The organism is Streptomyces sparsus (assembly GCF_054776295.1).
The window spans coordinates 1-17,990 of record NZ_BAAHCA010000003.1 but is presented as its reverse complement, the minus strand read 5'-3'; the positions used below and the strand labels follow the sequence as shown (position 1 = coordinate 17,990).

Below are 17,990 nucleotides of genomic sequence, written 5' to 3'. Positions count from 1 at the left end.
CCCCGGACGCGCACTGCCGGTACGTGGGCGAGTGGGTCGCGATGAAACTCCGCTGGCAGCTCACCCTTCGACGCCGCGGAGCTGGACGCGCTGAAGGTGTTCGCTGAAGGGCCTGCGACGACACCGTCGTCCAGTACACCCCGGCCGGGTAACAGCGCCTGCCCACCTCCATCGGTGCTCGGGGGGCGCCCCGTTCTCGGCCGCCCGGCGGGTTCACCAGTTCGATGCGGTTCGGGTCCCTTCCTGCGTCGCGCCGTGGGGCGCGACCGACCGCGCTGGTGCGGTGGGCGAGCGGCACCAGTGACCGCGAGGAGCGGCGCGCGCGGGAGGCCCATCGCCGACCGCTGGTTTGTCAGCTCCAAGCTGCGCCGGGTGTGGCCTTTTTGATCATGCGGCTGAGTCTGTCGTCGGTACCGACCCAGCAAGATCATGGCCTCACAGCTTGATCACGAGGCTTCTTGTGAACAGACTGCCCTGGTGAGCGCCGATCTGCCTGCCTTCCGCTACCACCCCGATCCGCTCGCCAGCGGCTCCATCCGCCAGAGCGCGGAGACATGTGTGTGCTGCAACCGCGACACGGGATGGATCTACACCGCGGCCTTCTACACCGCCCAAGCGGTCAGCGGACGTTTCTGCCCCTGGTGCATCGCCGACGGCAGCGCGGCTGAACGGTTCGCCGGCGAGTTCGCCGTTTCCTACGGGCTTGAAGACGTCAGCGAGGAGACCCTCCGCGAGGTCACCCGCCGCACTCCCGGCTTCCATGCCTGGCAAGACCCGCACTGGCTCGTTCACTGTCACGACGCGGCAGCCTTCATCAGCGAGGTCGGATACACCGAACTGGCGGCCCGCCCCGAAGCCCTCGACCAGCTCAGGCAGGACCTACGTACGAACGACTGGCACGACACAGCCCAACTCGAGCAGTTCCTGACTCACCTCGGCGAAACAGCCACCGCCATGCTCTTCCGCTGCACAGTCTGCGGCACCTACCTCGCCTACACCGACGCCTCATAGCCCGCCGCCCCCGAGCAACCAACCACGTGCGGCGTGAGGGCCCGCCAGGGGTGAGGAAGCGGGCACCCATGTTGTCCCTCGGATTGAGGTAGACCATCGCGGTGAACCAGTGGGGCGGCCTTGCGAGGTGCTTCAGCCGCAGCAGAGTCGCGTAGGCGTAGAGCGTGCGGTGGGCGGGCCGGTGAGCGCCATAACCGGTGGAAGGAAGAGCTCGAACGCCACGAGACTGGGCTCGTGGACATTCGGTCAGCTCGCCCAGACGACGCCCCCGTGATCGCGGAAATCTACATCCGAGCCTGGCAATCGGCCTTCGCCGGGATCATTCCCCGGCACTACCTCGACGGCATGGACCTGGCAGCCGAGACGGCTGGCTGGGACGAAACACTGCGAGCAGCCCGATGGCCGAAGGCCGGCGCGCTCGTCGCGGAGGAAGAAGCAGACGTGACAGGTTTTGCAGGGTTCGGACCAGCCCGCGAGTCACCCGCCACCGCGGAGCTTTCGACCCTCTATGCCCTGCCCATCGCCTGGCCACCAGCACGCCTACTCACAGGAGCGTCACGGCGGGGCTCGCCTCCGGCGGCCTCACCTTCTCAGACCCGGACCGCCGTATCTGAGCACTACCACCACGGGTCGCGTCACATCCAAGACCAGCTCACCACCTAGCCCCACCGCCCGGTGTGGCAGCGCCTCCACCTGGACAGTGGTCGTAGCCGGCCCGGCTCCCGCCTCCGATACCGTGTTCCTCTACGAGGTGCCACGGATGTGGCGCCCTCCACCGGAGGTAATCAGCGTATGAGTTCGAAGCGCAGCAAGAATCCAGCCCTGCCCGTACTTGACGACGCATTCCGACTCGCGTCGGTCAAGGACGCCGAAGAGTCCACCCGTGACTTGGCCGCGCGGCTGGCCACCACCGAGCTGCGCCGCGTTTCCCACCCGGGCCGGGTCACCTGGGAGCCCACCGATCAGGCCGAGCCCGTACCGGTCCCGCCGACTGTGGTCGACGGTGACGGGGACCTGTGGCTGCGGGACCGGGGCACCGGCACCTGGACCATGCCCGAGTTCAACCCGAAAGAGTTCCCGGCCCGCTGTGGCGAGGTTCTGACGTGGAACCAGCTTGCCCGCGAGTTCGGCCCGCTGACCGGACTGGCCGACGACCGCCGCATCGGCGGCGGCCGGCGCTGACCGCGCACCCTTCTGGGATGGCCGCGCCCCTGAAGCGCCCGTTACGGGTAGCTGGGCCGCTGTACCGAACCCGAGGGGAGGACGTCCATGTCCGTCATCAAACTTCGCGAACACCAGGTGGCCCAGAAGGCGGCCTTCCGGAAATGGGTGGGACTCCCCCCACGGTCACCGGTGCCCCCGCATGACGCCCGGGGCACGATCGTGTCCGCGACCGGCTCCGGCAAGACGATCACGGCCGCTGCGAGCACCCTGGAGTGCTTCCCGGACGGGCGAATCCTCGTCACCGTCCCGACCCTGGACCTGCTCGCGCAAACCGCCCGGGCCTGGCGGGTGGTCGGTCGGTCACCAGGCCACGATGGTCGCGGTGTGCTCGCTGGAGAACGACGCCGTACTGGACTCGCTGGGGGTGCGGACCACTACGAACCCGATCCAGCTCGCCCTGTGGGCCGGGCACGGGCCAGTCGTCGTGTTCGCCACGTATGCCTCCCTCGTGGACCGCGAGGACGTCGACGCACCGATGGGCCAACGGAAGGTTCGCGGGCCGCTGGAGGCCGCTCTGACGGGCGGCGAGCGCCTGTACGGGCAGCGCATGGACGGCTTCGACCTCGCCATCGTGGATGAGGCCCACGGAACCGCTGGTGATCTTGGTCGTCCGTGGGCGGCGATCCACGACAACCAGCGGATCCCCGCCGACTTCCGGCTCTACCTCACCGCGACCCCGCGCATCCTCGCCGCGGCCCGCCCGCAGAAGGGCGCGGAAGGCCAAGAGGCGGAGATCGCGTCGATGGCCGACGACCCGAAAGGCACGTACGGCGCATGGCTCGCAGAGCTCGGTCTGAGCGAGGCGATCGAGCGCGAGATCCTCGCCGGGTTCGAGATCGACGTGCTGGAGATCCGCGCCCCCTCCCCCGTCCTCGGGGAGTCGGAGGAGGCCCGGCGCGGCCGGCGCCTGGCGCTCCTGCAGACCGCGCTGCTGGAGCACGCGGCGGCGTACAACCTGCGTACGGTCATGACGTTCCACCAAACCGTCGAGGAAGCCGCCGCGTTCGCGGAGAAGCTGCCCGAGACCGCAGCCGAGCTGTACGCCAACGACGCCTCCGACGCCGACATGGTCGCCAGCGCCAGCTTCCGCCCCCTCGTAGCCGTCCTCCAAGGCCTGCGCTCCCATGACGAACGACTCGTCGAACAGCTCGCCTCCCGCGCGCTCACCAGCGGCAAGCGCAAGGTCCACGTCCGGCGCGACGAGGACGGGCAGATCGTCGCAGTCGGCGGCGAGGGTGACGGCGAGGACCAGGAGGACGACACGCAGGCCGCCGCCGAAGCCGCCCTGCTCCACTTCTCCAGCCCACGCGACGCCGCGACCATCGCGGCCTTCCTGCGCACCCGGGTCTACCGACCGGAGTCCCTGGTGTGGCTGGAGGGCTACCAGGCCCTGCTCCGGTGGCGGAAGGAGAACGAGACCACCGGCTTCTACGCCGTCCCCTACGACGTGGAGACCGAGGTCGGCGTCACCAAGGACTTCCCCCTCGGGCGGTGGGTGCACCAGCAGCGCAAGGCACTGCGGGCCGGAGAGCTGGAAGAGCGACGCAAGACGCTCCTGGACACGCCGGAGGCCGGGATGGGGTGGGAGCCGGGCGAAGAAGCCTGGGAGGAACAAGCTCGCCACGCTCCGCTCCTACCGGCGCGCCATGGGGCACCTCGCGCCGCGTCAGGACGCCGTGTGGAGCGAGGGCGAGACGATGGTGCCGGTCGGCCAGCACATGGCCAACCTTCGCCGCAAGGGCACGAAGAACGAGCTCGGCAAGGATGAGGACACCACGGCCACCCGGGCCGCACAGCTCGCCGAGATCGACGAGGACTGGGACTGCCCGTGGCCGCTGGACTGGCAACGCCACTACCGCGTCCTCGCCGACCTCGTCGACGCCGACGGCCACCTACCGGCCGTCGAACCCGGGGTGCTCTTCGAAGGCGATGACATCGGGCGGTGGCTGGAGCGGCAGAAGAACCCGGGCACCTGGGCACAGCTTCTCCCCGAACAGCAGGAACGGCTGTCGAAACTGGGCGTACAACCCGCCCAGGCACCCTCCCCCGCCCCCGCAGCCCGACGCGGGGCGAAGGGGCCGAGCAAGGCGCAGCAGGCGTTCCAGCGGGGGCTGGCGGCGCTCGCGCAGTGGGTGGAGCGGGAAGGCGCCCACCGGCCGGTTCCGAGGGCCCACAGCGAACAGATCGCGGTCGAGGGTGAGGTGGAGCCGGTGGTCATGAAGCTGGGAGTGGGTCTCCAACACCAAATCCAGGCGCGACAAGCTCACCGCCGACGAGCTCGCCGCCCTCGCGAAGCTGGGCATGGACTGGGCGGGACCGCCTCCGGCCGTCGAGACCGCCCCGGAGCGGCCCGCACTGCAGTCCGCTTCTTCCACGCCGCAGGGACGTCGGTCGGTACGGGAACACGAGGAAGAGTGCGAAGAGGAGCTGTACGAGGGCGGGAACTGCACCTGCTGGTCCATCAAGCGGTACGGGCCGCCCTCCGAGCGGGAGAGCTACTGGGACAACCTCTGACCACTCCCACGCCCGACCGGGCCCCTGACCTCCTGGTCCGGGGCCCGGTCCGTCGTAGGCCGAACATGGGCACGGCCCTGCAACACGAGTGAAACGCGCCCACACCGACTCCCCCTCGCGAGTGTTCTTGCAGGTCAGAGTTGCACGCGCCTCCGTTTCACTGAGGCGTTTCAGTGCCATGAAGTGATGTTGCAGTTCGTTAGGCCGGGCCGGGCGCGGCCACCCGGGGAATGGTCACGTGGCCGAGCTCGCATGCGTGACGGGACGAGTGGAGGCTCGTTGGCCGGGCATGAACAAGCACCTCACCACCGCAACCGTCAGCCCACGGTTCAGCCCCCGCTCGGTACAACCCTCTCCGGGGCGAGCGCGGCTTCCGATCGGTCCAGCCGTTCGTAGAGAGCGCGGGCCAGCCGGGCGCGGTTCTGGACGCAGCGCACGGTGCCCTCCAGCGTCGCGGATAGCCGGCCTTCCGCCTCGCGGAGGACGACGTCGGCGAGCGCCTGCGGTGCGCTGTGCGCGGGGTAGGAAGCCGGGTTAGAGCGGCGAATCGGCGGTCCAGGAGGGACGGCCTGGAACGTTTCCTCTGGGTTGCCTCACCGGCCGGTGTTTGTCGGCTACCGGCTGGAATCGCAGCCGGTTTTGACGCTCCCCCTCTACGGATGATCTTCTGCGCGGCACGCGTGGGATGGAGATCAAGTGAGTGGATCATCACGGATGTCTGTTTATTTCCGTGAAAGGTGTTCCATGAGGATCGTCCGAACGACCCGGGCGCGTTGCGCTGTTGCGCTGTCCGCCGTCGCCGTCGCGTCACTGCTGTCGCCGTCCGTCGCGTCCACCGCGTCCGCGTCGAGTGCCCAGGTGCGGACGTTCAATCGTGCGGGTGACCACACCTTCACCGTGCCGGAGCGCGTCAGCCGTATCAGCGTCGTGGCCCTGGGCAGCGGCGGTGGCGGTGGTGGCGGTGGCGGTTTCAACGACGGGTCCTTGACCGGCGGCGGTGGCGGTGGTGGCGGCGGCGGTGGCTCCGCCTCGTGCACCCTCGCCGTCACCTCCGGGCAGACGCTCGACCTCACCGTCGGCAGGGGCGGTGGTGGTGGTAAGGCGTCCAGGCACAACAACGGCTGGAAGGGTGAGAACGGGACCGCCACCGTCCTCGCCGTCAACGGAATCAAGCGCGTCAGCGCCGACTTCGGCGACTACGGCGAGAGCGGCGAGGGCTCCGGAATCGTCGGAAGTGGTAAAGGCGATTTCGGCGGAAAGGGCGGCAACCCCAAGAACAGCCTGTGCGAAGGCACCGACCCTAGCCTCCTCGCAGGTCAGAAGGGCGAGGACGGTCACGACGGCAGCCGCAACAGCCGGGGCATCGGGGGCAACGGCGGCAGGCCCGCGCTGTACCCGGAGACCTGCCCGGGCGCTGGTCGCGGAGGCGACGGAGGCACCGGCGCCGGTGTCTCCGGCGCTCGGGTCAACGATGAAATGCAGTACGAACTGGCCGCCCCGGGCCGCGGAGGCCGGGACGGCTGCGTGGTCCTGACCTACACCACGGACGCCCCGGAATCCTGACACCGCGCCCTCCCCCGGTGTGAGGCAGGTTTTCAGTGCCCGTTCGAATCTTGACCTGCGGGTTTTGCCCAGCTCCGGATTCGAACGGGGCGGCTTGGGTTGCGCCGGCGAGGACATGAGCGTCCGTGCTGTCCGAGCGGACCGTGATCACTGGCCGTTCCCTTCCGCTCCGAGGCGCGTTACCTGAGGGGAATCCACTCACCTCGGAGGAGAAGCCTCGATGAAGCGTCTGACCGCTGTTCTCTCTGCCTCTGCGCTTGCGCTGGGAGGTCTCGCGGGTGCCAGCATGCTTGCACCCGTCGCTGCGTACGCCGGGCCCACCTGCGGCGGGTCCATCGACGACTGGAGGAGCCTCGATACGGCCGCCAGCTACAGCGGCACCGCCAAAACCTATTCCGGCGGCGAGGTACAACGCGAGGTTGTCCTGGCGGGCGACACCGTATGGGTTCCCGGTGAGACGAACACGCTCCCCGTCACCTTCACGGAGGGGAAGCTGACATGGGGCGTGAGCAGCCCGGACGGCGGTTCGGACTACAGCCTCAGCTCGCCGCAGTGTGCGCAGGGAGACTCCCGCGTCACCAGCGCGACGTACGAGGAGATTTCAAGTGGCGTAGGCGGGGGCGGCCGCATGGAGGGACAGCTCACACGGGCGTGATCCCCCCATCCCCGATGTAGCGCAGGGCCGCACCGAGGGACAGGCCGAAGAAGTCGCAGATACGGCGGGGCCACCACCGGCGGCCTCGGCCTCGTCTCGTGGGGGACGGTCCTCACGGAGCCGGCGGGCTAGGCCGGCCGCCACGTACCCACGGACCGGGTGTGGTCGGCGTGGCTGTGCGGCGACCCCCTCGTGTCCGAGCGGCGCGAAGTGCTGCGCCAGTTCGCCAACGGCATCGACGCGGCCGGGCGCAGGGTCCACCGCGCGTTCCTCGCCAGCGTTCGCGTGCTCGGGAGCGTGGACATCACGGGCAAGCGGGGAGTCATGGAGCTCCAGCGCCCCACCTGTGCCCCGGGGGCGGCTACTCGGTGAGGCGATCGGGGCCGGGAAGCTCCGGCGGGAAGTGCCGCTCGAGGATCTCCTCCCAGCGGTGCAGGACGACGAAGCCGGTGGTGTCGGCCTGCGCCTGAACCAGCTCGCTCAGCGCGTCGACGAAGGGCTGGGCCGCGGTGCCGGGCGGCACCGCGGCGACGGCCGCCTTGAGCCGCTCGTGCGCGGCTGGGAAGACGTCCCGGGCCCACGCGTCCTGCTCCCGGACCTGCTTGCTTCCCTTGCTTCCCTCCTCGAGGTTGATCTGCAGGATCGCGAGCGCCGGGCAGTCGGGGGCGTGTCAGGTCTCGCTGCACCCGCCGTCGGTCTTCACGTACGCGATACGGGTGTTGTCGAGCCCGGCAGGGCGAAGCAGTCGGTGCAGTCGACGCGTTCCGTCTCCGGCTCATCGGTCATCGCGGACCCCCCTTCGAGTGGAGGCAGCGCCCGCCATCCCGATCAACGGGTGGCCAGTGGCTTCCTCCGCCGCCGCAACCCGGGCCGGCCCCCGGGGCTCGAGGCAGACCTCTTCCTCTCGGCTATCGCGTGAGAAAGACACCTCATGCAGTTGAGCCGTCAAGCCGCCGCCCCATCGCCCCCGCAGAACCTTGGCCCAGTCGCCAGCTTCCGGACCCGGATCTTCCCACTGTGGCACCGGGCTGGGAGCCGTCTCGATCAGGTGCACGAGCGTCCAAGCGACGCCGTAGCAGTCGTCGGGACCGAAGCAGGTGGCCAGGGCAGTCGCCTCTTCGGACGTGACAGGACGGGAGATCGTCCTCAGCTGACGTTCACGCCGGTCGATCTCTTCCTCGCTCGCGTCCCAGTCGGGAAGCGGTCCGTCGGCAACGAACGTCTGTACTTCGGGTCTCATGGCCGAATGATCGTCTCCCTCGCCGCCGATGGACAAGCTGCCCCGTTCTGCTTCACGCGGTGGCTGTTCCTGCTGGCTGGCGCTCTACGGGGAAGGCGATCGCTTCATCGAACGGGACCCGTGCCAAGAGGCAGTGATGGAGTTGGCCGAGCATCCGGCCCTACCCACCGCCACGTTCAGCGCGGTGCCGGCAGCGAGGTCAGAGGCTGACGGTTGGCACCCTGACCGACCACCCGCCACACCGGCTGCTCGGTCCCGTGCTCGGTCAGCTGGGACAAGGTTGTCGTCGCCACGGTGATCCGCCAGTTCGGCCGGGCACGGTCGTGGAAGGCGGCCTCCCTCGTTTCCGGGGCCGCACGGCGCGTGGCCGGGGCGAAGACGAACAGCAACAGCGGGAAGGGCCGCTCCAGCGACGGCCCGGCGTAGGTCTCCTGCCAGTGGGAGCGCGGAGCGCGGGCGGCGTTCCCGCGCCTGGACGGCGGTGCGCCGACGGTTCACGCCATGCGTTCATGACCGGCTTCACCGACGCCATGGCCGTTGTTGGTGTCATTCTCGTTGTGACCGCCGCGGCGTGCCTGGCGCTCGCCCCCCGCCGCGCCCAAAACTCACAAGACGTAGCGCCCGAGGGCTCGACAATTGAGCACTTCCCCGAGCCTTCCCGGTCTTGAGCTAGCGATGATGGAAGGAGGGTCTCCCCCACAGGCTGGCGGCGCCTGTGCGGCAGCCGTCTCCCGCCGAGCGGCAAGCAGTCGGCGGTGTGAGGCCACTGGCCCCGGCCGCAGGTGATCAGCGCACCAGGCGTTCGATCAGCGTCTGCCAGGCGTCACCGAGGAAGTCGTTGGTCTGCGCCGCCGTCCCGGCATCGATCTCGGGACGCGAGCGGGCCAGCAGCAGGGGTCCTTCCAGGGCTGCGGTGAGCTGGATCACCACGCCCTCCAGGTTCGGCATCGGCGCACCTTGGCGCAGCAGCATCCGGATGTGGAGCTGAGTCAGGGAGGGGTCGCCGACCAGGGCGGGCTCGTCGCGGTCGAGGGCGGCGCGTGCGATCGCCTGGTGGTCGACGAGGAACGCCACGCGGGCGCGGCCGTAGGCGACAAGACGTTCCAGGGGATCGGCTCCGGGCCCCAGCGGCGGCGGCCCGGACAGCACCCGCTCCTGGAACTGCCGCTCGTCCGCGTCCAGCAGTGCCCGGAAGATGCCTGCCCGGGTGCCGAAGCGGCGGAAGACGGTGCCCTTGCCGAGGCCGGCGCGCTCGGCGAGGCCGTCCATCGTGACCTTCTGTACGCCGTATTCCTCGATCATCTCGCGGGCGGTGCGCAGCAGATGCTCACGGTTGCGCACCGCGTCGGCGCGCTCGCCGCGCGGCTTACCGAGGGGCACTACGGAGGAGTCCACAGGTCCAACCTACAAGCAGAAATATTAAGCGGGGTGAAGTCCGTTTATAGTGTCGTGGGAGCGCGACACGTCTGGAGGCCCTCCAGACCGTCACATCCGCATGCACCGATCCGCCCGTTAGAGAGATGACAAACCATGAACTTGCTCCGACTCGACGCCAGCATCTTTCCCGGCACCTCCGCCAGTGCCGAGATAGCCGACCTCGCTCAGGCCGAGTGGACCGCAGCCCACCCCGACGGCACAGTGACCCGGCGCCACCTCGCCACCGACGCCCTGCCCGCTGACGCCTGGACCCTCGCCACGCTGGCGAGCTACACGCCCGAGGCGGACCGCACACCGGCCCAGCGCGAGGCACTGGTCCTGGCCGCGGCCCTGGCCGAGGAAGTGCAGGGTGCAGACGCCGCGATCCTGGCCGTGCCGTTGTACAACTACGGCGTTTCCCAGCACTTCAAGACCTGGGTGGACCTCGTCATCACGGGCGCCGGCCCCACCACCCCGCTGCTGAAGGGCACCCCCACCGTGCTGGTGACCGCGATGGGCGGCGGCTACGGGCCCGGCGCTCCGCGGGAGGGCTGGGACCACTCCACCCCGTATCTGGAGCGGGTCCTCGCCGACATCTGGGGAGCCGACCTGACGATCATCAAGCGCGAACTCACCCTCGCTGAAACCACTCCCGCCATGGAGGGCCTGCGGGACCTCGCCAAGCGGCAGCACTCCGACGCGCTCTCCGCCGCCCGCGACGCGGGCCAGGACCTGGCAGGGCGCTGACGCTCAGGGGCCTCCGCACGCCCCTGCCACATCCGATGCCGCCGACAGGCCGTTCCCGGTGCACTCGCAGACGCCGTGTGATGTCCGATGGTCCGGCTCGAACGCCCGAAGTCAGCAGATGGAGCGAGGTCCAGTGCCGTCTGGGTTGTAGGCACGGTCCGCGGGCTTCACCTGGCGTGAGGAAACCCCAGACGGGTCGCGGAGTAGCGGACGCGACCTTCCTGACAGTGCCGGGCCACGGGACGGGCCCGGCACTGTCCCCCACCGGGCGGCAGCAGCACGCAGTGCTACGTGTGCAAGATCGGAACGACATGGACTCCACACCAGCGATACGAGACCAGGACAGTGCGATCCCGACACTGCGCCGGGCGGGCTGGTTGATGTACCCGCGGTGGCACGACTGATCGCTTCCGACGGGCTGGCGGCACCGTCTATCGCGCCAGGACAAGCACACCAAGCCGGAAGCACATTGCGGCTGCTGCTTGCCCATGACGCCCTCGAAGCCGGGGCCGTGTGGCTGGCCGAGGAGACGCCCGGGCACCTGGCAGCCGTCGTGACCTGGCAGCCCGCCCACGGGCGAGAGCCTGATCCACAGCGGGTCGAGCACCTGCTGACCAGAGAGGTCGGCGCGCTGGACGAGTTGAGAAGCACGGCACAAGCAGACGCGGCGGCCATCAGCGGGCACTGGCCCCAGGTGCCGCATGGTGTGCTGGTGCTGACACGGCGGCAGGGACACGTCGCCGCGGGCATCGCCATGAATCTAATCCGAGCAGCACTGCGTGACCTCGGCCCTCAGCACGAGCCCGTGGTGGCCGTCAGCCGCTCCGCAGGGGAAGGACACCTACTCGAGGGGCTCGGCTTCTCGGACCCGCACGACATACGCCTGCCCTCCGGCGCCGGTTTGTGGCTGTCCGAACTCAGACCGCCCGCCAGGGATACACAGACATGGTTGTCCAAGACCGTGTCCTATGTGGTGAGGCGGACGAGCCGCTTGCAGCAGCAGAGGGCGGCGGCGAGTCCGAGAAAGGCCAGGTAGTTGCGGGGACCGCGTTCGTAACGAGGGTTGAGTCGGCGGTAGCCGGACAGCCAGGACATCGTCCGCTCGACGACCCATCGACGGCGCCCCCATCGCTCGCTGGACTCGATTCCCTTGCGGGCGATCCGCACGCCGATCCGTCTTCCTCGTAGCCATCTGCGCAGGTCGGCCCGGTCGTAGGCTCTATCGGCGTGCAGGCGCTCGGGGCTTGAAGTGACGGCCGCGATGGGGGTCGTGTCACGTTTGGTGACCCTCCACCACCGGCTTCAGACCTTCACTGTCATGGACGTTGCCGGCGGAGACGCCGACGAGGACGGGCAGCCCGTTGGCGTCCGACAGTACGTGCATCCTGGAGCCCGGCTTGCCCCGGTCCACGGGGCTCGGACCTGTATGTTCGCCCCCCTTCCTAGCCCTGACGTGGGCGGTGTCGAGGACGACGCGGGTGACATCGACCAGACCGGCACCGTCCGGGCGGTGTAGCACGGCCTCGTGCAGCCGACCCCAGACCCCCGCCCTCGACCAGATCAGGAACCGGCGATGGACGGTCGACTTCGATATCCCGAAACAGGGCGGCAGCGACCGCCAGGCGCACCCACTGACCAGCACGTAGACGATGGCCGCGAACACCGTCTCATCAGGCGTGTTCTGCGTCCCCCCGCCCTGACGTCGCTTGTCGATGAGTTTGGGAGGTGCCCATTTCCACGGATGGGTGATGTCGACGAGTTCGGGTTCTGGCTCACATTCCGTGGAGCGGATACGGAAAGTCAGATCTTCGGAGCCATGCGATGGCGGTTCGGATGGGCTCGAAGTCGAGGCGAGGTGAGTTCCAGGGCCCGGTTGTCGCGTCCGGCGCTCATGTGGTTGATCCAGCGTTCGTACCAGTCGAGGAAGTCGGTGGCGGAGGAGACGTTGGGGCCCCAGTACCCGTCGCTGTTACCAACGAGGACGCGGCCGGTGAGTGGACCGGCCACCCCGAGGACGCATACATCGGTGCAGCCCATTTCGATGATGTGGAGGAAGAGATCGCGTTCATGTGGCCCGGGGCCCACGCAGCCGAAGCCTCGGGGTGTCCTTGGTTCTCCGGGCGGATCCATAACCAGCAGGGAACACCGTTCCAGCGGCATGAGGCCATAGAACGGAGCCGCGCCTGAGCCGCCGATGTGCGTGAGGAACTGCCGATAGGCGTAGGGAAGAACGATGTCGTGCTCGGCCTCAAACGCAGCGACGCGTGCTTCCGCCAGCTTCGGACCGGGGAAGAGCTTGTGTTGTTCTTCCCCGAAGGAGTGGCTGCGCAGTGGTTGGAACGGGATCGCGGCCAGCTTGCGACGCAGGCGGGGTATGCGGGGATCCATGGTGCATCTTCTCTCGTCCTCGTCACCCTATGGGTGGCTGTAGTCAGCTGGCCAGAAGCACCCTCTTCCGCAGTAGAGCGAAGCCAGCCTGGCCGAACATCTGGCGTTTGAGCATCTTGATCCGGTTGACGTGGCCTTCGACGACGCCAGAGCTCCAGGGCAGTGTGAGGCCGGCAATGACCGCGTCACGGTCACGGTTGATGCCTGCGGCAAGGGTGTGGAGGCTGGGGAGGTCGTCTCGCCGGACGGCGTCGAGCCACCGCGGCAGCCGTTCGCCATGCCGCTCGGTGAGCATCTGCCCAAAGGAGCGGACGTGGCCGGTGACAGCATCGAGTTCGGGGCAATGGACCAGCACTGCCTTGAGCCGAAGGTGCTCGGTCTCGGTGAGGGTCTCGGGTCGGCGGAGGATCCATCCGGCGACGACCCGGGGTGACGGTGGTCGAGCTGTGACGGGGCCCGGTGAGAGGCGCTTCTCCCGGAAGTAGGCGCGAACCCGCTGGTAGCTGCCCTGATAGCCGAGCGGAACGATCTCCTCCCAAACGGTCCAGGCGTTCGTGCAGCCTTGGTTCCAGCGGTCATCCAGGTAGAGCTTGAAGGCGTCGAGCTTGGACGGTCGTCCCTGCCGCTGCCCGTGGAACAGGTCCTCCGGGGTGGCTGCGTCGGCGAATAGTTTGACGGTGCGGGAGGTCATACGGAGTTGACGACCGATCGCCCTCCGGCTGAGCCCGGTTGCCAGTAGTTCGTGGACGATCGCGTGCCTGACGCGGGTGCGGTCAGCGAAGCGGTGTCCCCTTGGCCAGGGCGAGCTGGAGGGGTCTTCGAACTTCTCGGGCGCGGAGGCAGGCTGGGCTGGATTCGGCACCAGGACCTGCGTGTGCCGAAGATGCCACCTGTCCACCACCTGCACCGCCTGTGGTGCCCCGGCCGTGGCACCTTCGGCGAAGAACGGCGCACGATCGCGGCAGACCACCTCCACCCCAGGGCCGTTTCGCGAGCCAAGCGGCCAGGCTGGACGCCTCCCGGTCGGGCAACAGGTCCACTGGACGCCGGCTTTCGATCGACCAGAACAGTTCCGTAGTGACGCCCTTTGCGGGTCGCGTACTCATCGACGCCGACCACCCGCGGGGCTGGAACGTCGGGGTCAGGCAACGCTTGGACCAGCCGCAGCACCGTACTGCGGCTGACGGACACGCCGAACACGCTCGCCAGGCGGGCACCGGCCCGACCAGCGAGCGCGAGGCCGACCGCGGCCAGCGTCGACCGCAGGCGCTCGGTCCGCCGACCGTACCGACGGGTCAACCCAGGCAGCTGTTTGGCGAAAGTCCGCCGCCCGCACGAGATGACCGGGCAGAGGAACCTGCGGACGCGTAAACCGAGAGCGACTTGTCTGCCTCCGCTGGGCACATCAGCAGGAAAGCGCAGGTAGGAGCTGTGAATCCGCCGCGACCAGCTTCCGCCCGTCCGGGGGCGGGCAGGGCCGCCGCGTCAAAGCCCGCGGGACCGGCCGGTGCCAATTCCGGCGACGTACAGAGCGGGCAGCCCCAGCCCCAGCCCCAGCCCCAGCCCCAGCCCCAGCAGCATGATGTTCCTCGAGCGGGAGGCGTCGCTCATTGTGATATGGGCGGCGTTGATCAGGAAAGCGAAGTTGAAGAGCACCACTGCACCTATGTCCAACATGTCTCACTCCTCTGCCGTCGTGGTCAGAGGGCTCGTCCACCCCCGATTCCACGGGACAGCCGGTTCGACGCCGACGGACTGGGGCGGAATCAGCGGCGCGCTGCGGTGACCATCACCAGTAGGGGGACGAGGCGGGTGGGGGGGATCTGGTAGCGGCCGCGCCCCGTCGTCTCCAGCCAGCCGGCGGAGACGAGTTGCCGCAGGTGGTGGTAGATCTGGCCGGTCGTGCCGAGCCCCTCCAACTCGGTGAGCTCGGCGACCGCTGTACGCCCCCCAGCCAGCGCCTGAATGAGCCGCAGCCGCACCGGGTGACTCAGCGCCCCCAGCGCGTCGGCCGCCTCCGACCAGTCCGAGCTCAGCATTGAATCGGTGGCGTCGGACCGCTCCCACTCGACGAGCTCCCCGTCGAGGCCGACCACGGACCCGGCGAACAGGACCCCGCCGCGCGCCGCTTCCTGGAGCCGCTCGCGGAGTTGGGGCAGCGCCCAGTAGGCCTCGGTCGGCGCCTCGTCCGGGCTGGGGCCCCGGTGGTCGCCGCCCAACCTGGCCTCGATTTCGGAGAGCCGCCGCGCCATGTCGGCTACCTGCCCCGCCAGGGCCTCCCAGGAGGGCGCGTGCTCATTCATCGACCCAGCCTATCGGTGGTCCCACCGGGGCGGGACCACGGCGGCGGGCCCTTGGGCGGGCCCGTCCCCCGGGCGCATCAGGCGTCCGTCGACAAAGCTGCGACCAGGCTGTTCGGCCGCATGTCGGTCCAGTGCTCCTCAATGTGCCGAAGGCAGGCCGCGCGGTCGTCAGGCCCGAAGACACGGGTCCAGCCGGCTGGCACGTTCGCAAACCGGGGCCACAGCGAGTGCTGCCCCTCGTCGTTGACGAGCACCAGGAAGACGGCAGTCTCATCGTCGAACGGATTGGTCATGGGATGGCCTCTCTCTTTCGGTCGTCGTTCCGGAATTCCGCGCCAAGCAGCTCGGCCACCGTCGCCCTGGGGCGGGTGGCGATGGCGTCGAACAGGTCGGTCAACTCGTGCAGGAGAGCGTGGGCGGCACCTGGTTCCAGCGCGCCCAGCCGGTGGTCGAGGCGCAGGTGCAGCGCGCCGTCGACGGCGAACGCCACCAGGGTCAGCGGGTAGTGGGTGGCGTCCCGGCCCGTCACGGAGGAGACCCTGAGGCCGTGGGCGGGGCGCGAGAGGGCGGCCGGATCCAGGGGGTAGTTCTCGAACACCAGGTGGGTGTCGAACAGCTCTCTGCGCCCGACCGCGCGCTGGATCCCGCTCAGCCCGATGTGGTGGTGCGGCAGCAGCCGGGTCTGTTCATCCCGCAGCCGGCGCAGGGCCTCGCGCCCGGTCTCCGCGCCGTTGAAGCGCACGCGCACCGGCACCGCGTCGATGAACAGACCGATCATCGAACCCATCCCGGGTAGCTCCGGCTGGCGGCCCGAAACAGTCGCGCCGAACATGACGTCGCCGATGCCGAGACGACGGGCCAACAGCAGGCCCCAGGCGTACTGGACCACGGTGTTGAGCGTGACGCCGTCGCCGCCCAGGGCGCGCAGCGCTGCGGTGACGGCCTCGGACAGCACCGCGCTCAGGGAGGCCGCGGGCCTGTCACCGACGAGCACGGCTCCGGTCAGCCGCCGGGGCGGAGGGGCACCGTCGAGGGCGGCGCGCCACGCCGCGCTGGCGGCGGGCGCATCCCGGGACGCCAGGAGCGCAAGGTGGTCACGGTAGGCGGTGGCCCGGGGCAGCGCGTCCGGGTTGCCCCCGTGCGCGTAAAGGTCGAGCAGCTCCCCGACGAGGAGCGGCATGGACCAGCCATCGAGAATCAGGTGATGGTTGGTCAGGACGAGGCGGTGCTCGTCAGGGCCCCACTGGGCGAGGGTGAAGCGGAGCAGCGGCGGTTGGTCGGGAGTGAAGCGGCGAGCCATATCGGCCCGGTTGATCCGGTCGAAGACCTGCTTCCGGCGCTTCTCGGAGACGCCGGTGAGGTCGAGCAGCCGCCATCCCGGCGGGGCCGTGGCGGGGACGACCTGGACGGGGCGGCGCAGGCCGTGGTGGACGAACGCGGCGCCGAGGTGGGGATGGCGAGCCGTTAGAGCGGCGGTGGCGGCGCGCAGGGCGTCCCGGTTCAGGTCGCCTCGGAGCGTGAGGACGCACTGTGCCTGATAGACGTCGGGGGCGTCGGGGGCGTACAGAGCGTGAAAGAGCAGCCCCTCCTGGAGTGGAGTGAGCGGAAGAACGTCCGCCAGGCCGGGGTGAGCCTCCTCCAGCCGGTCGATCTCCTCCTGCGCGAGCTGGACGAGCGGCAAGTCGGAGGGTGTTCGGCCGCCGCCGCAGATTCGCGCGTGCAGGACGAGGGAGTCGAGGGCGGCGAACCACAGATCGATGAGGAGGCGGGCCTCGGCTTCGGTGAGCTGGCCGTCCGTCCAGGCCACCGTGGCGGTCAGCCGGGGGCCGTCGGGTCCGTCGGTCGTGAGCGCGTTGATGTCGAGGAGGTGTCCGCCCGGCCGGCCGGGGGCTCCGACGGTACGGGAGGAGGCCTGCTCCCCGGTGATGCTCCAGTCCGTGTCGGCGGCGGTGGCGAGGCGGCCCAGGTAGTTGAAGCCGACCTGCGGCGGCGTGCGGCCGTCGAGCGCGGACCGGGCCGCCGGGTCGAGGTGGCGCAGGACGCCGTAGCCGAGGCCCCGGTCGGGGATCGCGCGCAGTGTCTCCTTGACCTGCCGCAGTGCGCGGCCGAGGCCGGTCCCCGCGCTGCGCACGTCGGTCCAGGAGCAGCCGGTGGCGGGCAGCCGGACCGGGTAGAGGGCGGTCAGCCAGCCGACGGTCCTGGACAGGTCGGTGCCGGGGTGGTCGGGGCGGCCGTGCGACTCCAGGTCGACGAGCAGGCCGTCCGGGGCGGGCGGCCTGCCGCGGCGGCGGCGCCACTCCTCGACGGCGAGGGCCAGGCCGGTGAGGAGGACGGGTTCGATCCCGCAGTGGAAGGCGGCGCCGACCTCGGTGAGCAGCGGCGAGGTCCGGCCGGGCGGCAGGGTGGCGGTCAGGGCGGGCGTCGGCGAGGATGTTCCGCGAGCGCGGGGGGTGGAGCGGGTTTCGGCGAGGGGGCCGGGGACCGGGGCGGGGCGGGGGTCGGCGAGGGCGGGGTCCGTGCCCGTCAGTGCCTTCGTCCACAGGGGCAGTTCGGCCCGGCGCGTTCCCTCCGTTCCTTGGGCCCGTACCGTGCGGGCCCACTCCGGGAAGGTCACGGGCGGAGGGATGAGCTCGGGGGTCTCTCCGGCGGCGAGCGCCCGGTCAGCGGCGGCCAGGTCGGAGAGCAGGATCCGCCAGGAGACGCCGTCGACGGCCAGGTGGTGGACGACGAGCAGCAGCCGCCCGGTCGCATCGGGTCCCCGGTCGAGGAAGGCTGCGGAGAGCAGGTGTCCCTCCGTCGGGGCGAGCCGTCCGAGGGCCTCGTCCAGCGCGTCGGGGGGCAGCAGCGGCGGGGAGGTGGCGGGGGCGGGGAGGTGACGCACCCGGTCGTCGACGCGGATCTGTCCGGCCGGCCGGACGTCGAGCCGCCA

Annotated in this window: 14 protein-coding genes and 4 pseudogenes; 7 read left to right on the top strand and 11 right to left on the bottom strand. The window is 69.8% G+C overall.

What is annotated here, in order from left to right:
- Positions 1–477: 477 nt before the first annotated feature.
- The 3 genes and pseudogenes from ACYVE9_RS00680 (at position 478) to ACYVE9_RS00670 (ending at position 4,749) form a co-directional block, all read left to right on the top strand.
- Positions 478–1,011, top strand: coding sequence for a CbrC family protein (locus ACYVE9_RS00680; protein ID WP_461025684.1), 534 nt, complete (start codon positions 478–480; stop codon positions 1,009–1,011).
- A 762-nt stretch (positions 1,012–1,773) separates the two neighbouring features.
- On the top strand, positions 1,774–2,193 hold the full coding sequence (locus tag ACYVE9_RS00675) for a hypothetical protein (RefSeq protein WP_461025683.1): 420 nt from the start codon (positions 1,774–1,776) through the stop codon (positions 2,191–2,193).
- A gap of 87 nt (positions 2,194–2,280) precedes the next feature.
- Positions 2,281–4,749, top strand: a pseudogene (locus ACYVE9_RS00670) (helicase associated domain-containing protein).
- Positions 4,750–5,078: 329 nt separating this feature from the next.
- Here ACYVE9_RS00670 and ACYVE9_RS00665 read toward each other — a convergent pair.
- A pseudogene (locus tag ACYVE9_RS00665) lies at positions 5,079–5,255 on the bottom strand (restriction endonuclease); the annotation flags it as partial.
- Between the two features lie 238 nt (positions 5,256–5,493).
- Here ACYVE9_RS00665 and ACYVE9_RS00660 point away from each other — a divergent pair.
- The 3 genes and pseudogenes from ACYVE9_RS00660 to ACYVE9_RS00650 form a co-directional block, all read left to right on the top strand.
- On the top strand, positions 5,494–6,312 hold the full coding sequence (locus tag ACYVE9_RS00660) for a glycine-rich domain-containing protein (RefSeq protein WP_461025682.1): 819 nt from the start codon (positions 5,494–5,496) through the stop codon (positions 6,310–6,312).
- Positions 6,313–6,532: 220 nt separating this feature from the next.
- Entirely contained in the window at positions 6,533–6,967 is a 435-nt protein-coding gene (locus ACYVE9_RS00655; RefSeq protein WP_461025681.1) for a hypothetical protein, read from the top strand.
- Between the two features lie 132 nt (positions 6,968–7,099).
- Positions 7,100–7,291: pseudogene (locus ACYVE9_RS00650) on the top strand (hypothetical protein); the annotation flags it as partial.
- Positions 7,292–7,328: 37 nt separating this feature from the next.
- Here the strand turns inward: ACYVE9_RS00650 and ACYVE9_RS00645 are convergent.
- The 3 genes from ACYVE9_RS00645 to ACYVE9_RS00635 all read right to left on the bottom strand — a co-directional run bounded on the left by ACYVE9_RS00645 (position 7,329) and on the right by ACYVE9_RS00635 (position 9,602).
- Positions 7,329–7,490 (bottom strand): hypothetical protein, encoded by a 162-nt coding sequence (locus ACYVE9_RS00645; RefSeq protein ID WP_461025680.1) that lies wholly within the window; start codon positions 7,488–7,490, stop codon positions 7,329–7,331.
- A gap of 252 nt (positions 7,491–7,742) precedes the next feature.
- The gene (locus ACYVE9_RS00640; protein ID WP_461025679.1) at positions 7,743–8,207 is read right to left on the bottom strand and encodes a hypothetical protein; all 465 of its coding nucleotides are present in this window, start codon (positions 8,205–8,207) and stop codon (positions 7,743–7,745) included.
- A 786-nt stretch (positions 8,208–8,993) separates the two neighbouring features.
- Positions 8,994–9,602 (bottom strand): TetR/AcrR family transcriptional regulator, encoded by a 609-nt coding sequence (locus ACYVE9_RS00635; protein ID WP_461025678.1) that lies wholly within the window; start codon positions 9,600–9,602, stop codon positions 8,994–8,996.
- Between the two features lie 135 nt (positions 9,603–9,737).
- On the opposite strand from ACYVE9_RS00635, the gene ACYVE9_RS00630 reads away from it, so the two are divergent.
- Complete coding sequence (locus tag ACYVE9_RS00630) at positions 9,738–10,370, top strand: FMN-dependent NADH-azoreductase (protein ID WP_461025677.1); 633 nt, start codon at positions 9,738–9,740, stop codon at positions 10,368–10,370.
- A gap of 966 nt (positions 10,371–11,336) precedes the next feature.
- Here ACYVE9_RS00630 and ACYVE9_RS00625 read toward each other — a convergent pair.
- The 7 genes and pseudogenes from ACYVE9_RS00625 to ACYVE9_RS00595 all read right to left on the bottom strand — a co-directional run.
- Positions 11,337–12,075: pseudogene (locus tag ACYVE9_RS00625) on the bottom strand (IS5 family transposase); the annotation flags it as partial.
- A 95-nt stretch (positions 12,076–12,170) separates the two neighbouring features.
- A complete protein-coding gene (locus tag ACYVE9_RS00620) occupies positions 12,171–12,758 on the bottom strand; it encodes an SMI1/KNR4 family protein (RefSeq protein ID WP_461025676.1) in 588 nt (195 codons plus the stop codon).
- Between the two features lie 43 nt (positions 12,759–12,801).
- Positions 12,802–13,728 (bottom strand): ISL3 family transposase, encoded by a 927-nt coding sequence (locus tag ACYVE9_RS00615; RefSeq protein WP_461025675.1) that lies wholly within the window; start codon positions 13,726–13,728, stop codon positions 12,802–12,804.
- Between the two features lie 515 nt (positions 13,729–14,243).
- Entirely contained in the window at positions 14,244–14,414 is a 171-nt protein-coding gene (locus tag ACYVE9_RS00610; RefSeq protein WP_461025674.1) for a hypothetical protein, read from the bottom strand.
- Positions 14,415–14,524: 110 nt separating this feature from the next.
- The gene (locus ACYVE9_RS00605; RefSeq protein WP_461025673.1) at positions 14,525–15,061 is read right to left on the bottom strand and encodes an ArsR/SmtB family transcription factor; all 537 of its coding nucleotides are present in this window, start codon (positions 15,059–15,061) and stop codon (positions 14,525–14,527) included.
- A gap of 77 nt (positions 15,062–15,138) precedes the next feature.
- Positions 15,139–15,354, bottom strand: coding sequence for an MbtH family protein (locus ACYVE9_RS00600; protein WP_461025672.1), 216 nt, complete (start codon positions 15,352–15,354; stop codon positions 15,139–15,141).
- Positions 15,351–17,990, bottom strand: a 2,640-nt coding sequence (locus ACYVE9_RS00595; RefSeq protein WP_461025671.1) for a condensation domain-containing protein, incomplete at its 5' end; no start/stop codon positions are given. The genes ACYVE9_RS00600 and ACYVE9_RS00595, both read right to left, overlap by 4 nt.

Excerpts from the sequence above, each read along its gene's own strand:
- ACYVE9_RS00660 (WP_461025682.1), top strand. The coding sequence starts at position 5,494 with ATGAGGATCGTCCGAACGACCCGGGCGCGTTGCGCTGTTGCGCTGTCC.
- ACYVE9_RS00655 (WP_461025681.1), top strand. The coding sequence starts at position 6,533 with ATGAAGCGTCTGACCGCTGTTCTCTCTGCCTCTGCGCTTGCGCTGGGA.
- ACYVE9_RS00640 (WP_461025679.1), bottom strand. The coding sequence starts at position 8,207 with ATGAGACCCGAAGTACAGACGTTCGTTGCCGACGGACCGCTTCCCGAC.
- ACYVE9_RS00630 (WP_461025677.1), top strand. The coding sequence starts at position 9,738 with ATGAACTTGCTCCGACTCGACGCCAGCATCTTTCCCGGCACCTCCGCC.
- ACYVE9_RS00620 (WP_461025676.1), bottom strand. The coding sequence starts at position 12,758 with ATGGATCCCCGCATACCCCGCCTGCGTCGCAAGCTGGCCGCGATCCCG.
- ACYVE9_RS00605 (WP_461025673.1), bottom strand. The coding sequence starts at position 15,061 with ATGAATGAGCACGCGCCCTCCTGGGAGGCCCTGGCGGGGCAGGTAGCC.
- ACYVE9_RS00600 (WP_461025672.1), bottom strand. The coding sequence starts at position 15,354 with ATGACCAATCCGTTCGACGATGAGACTGCCGTCTTCCTGGTGCTCGTC.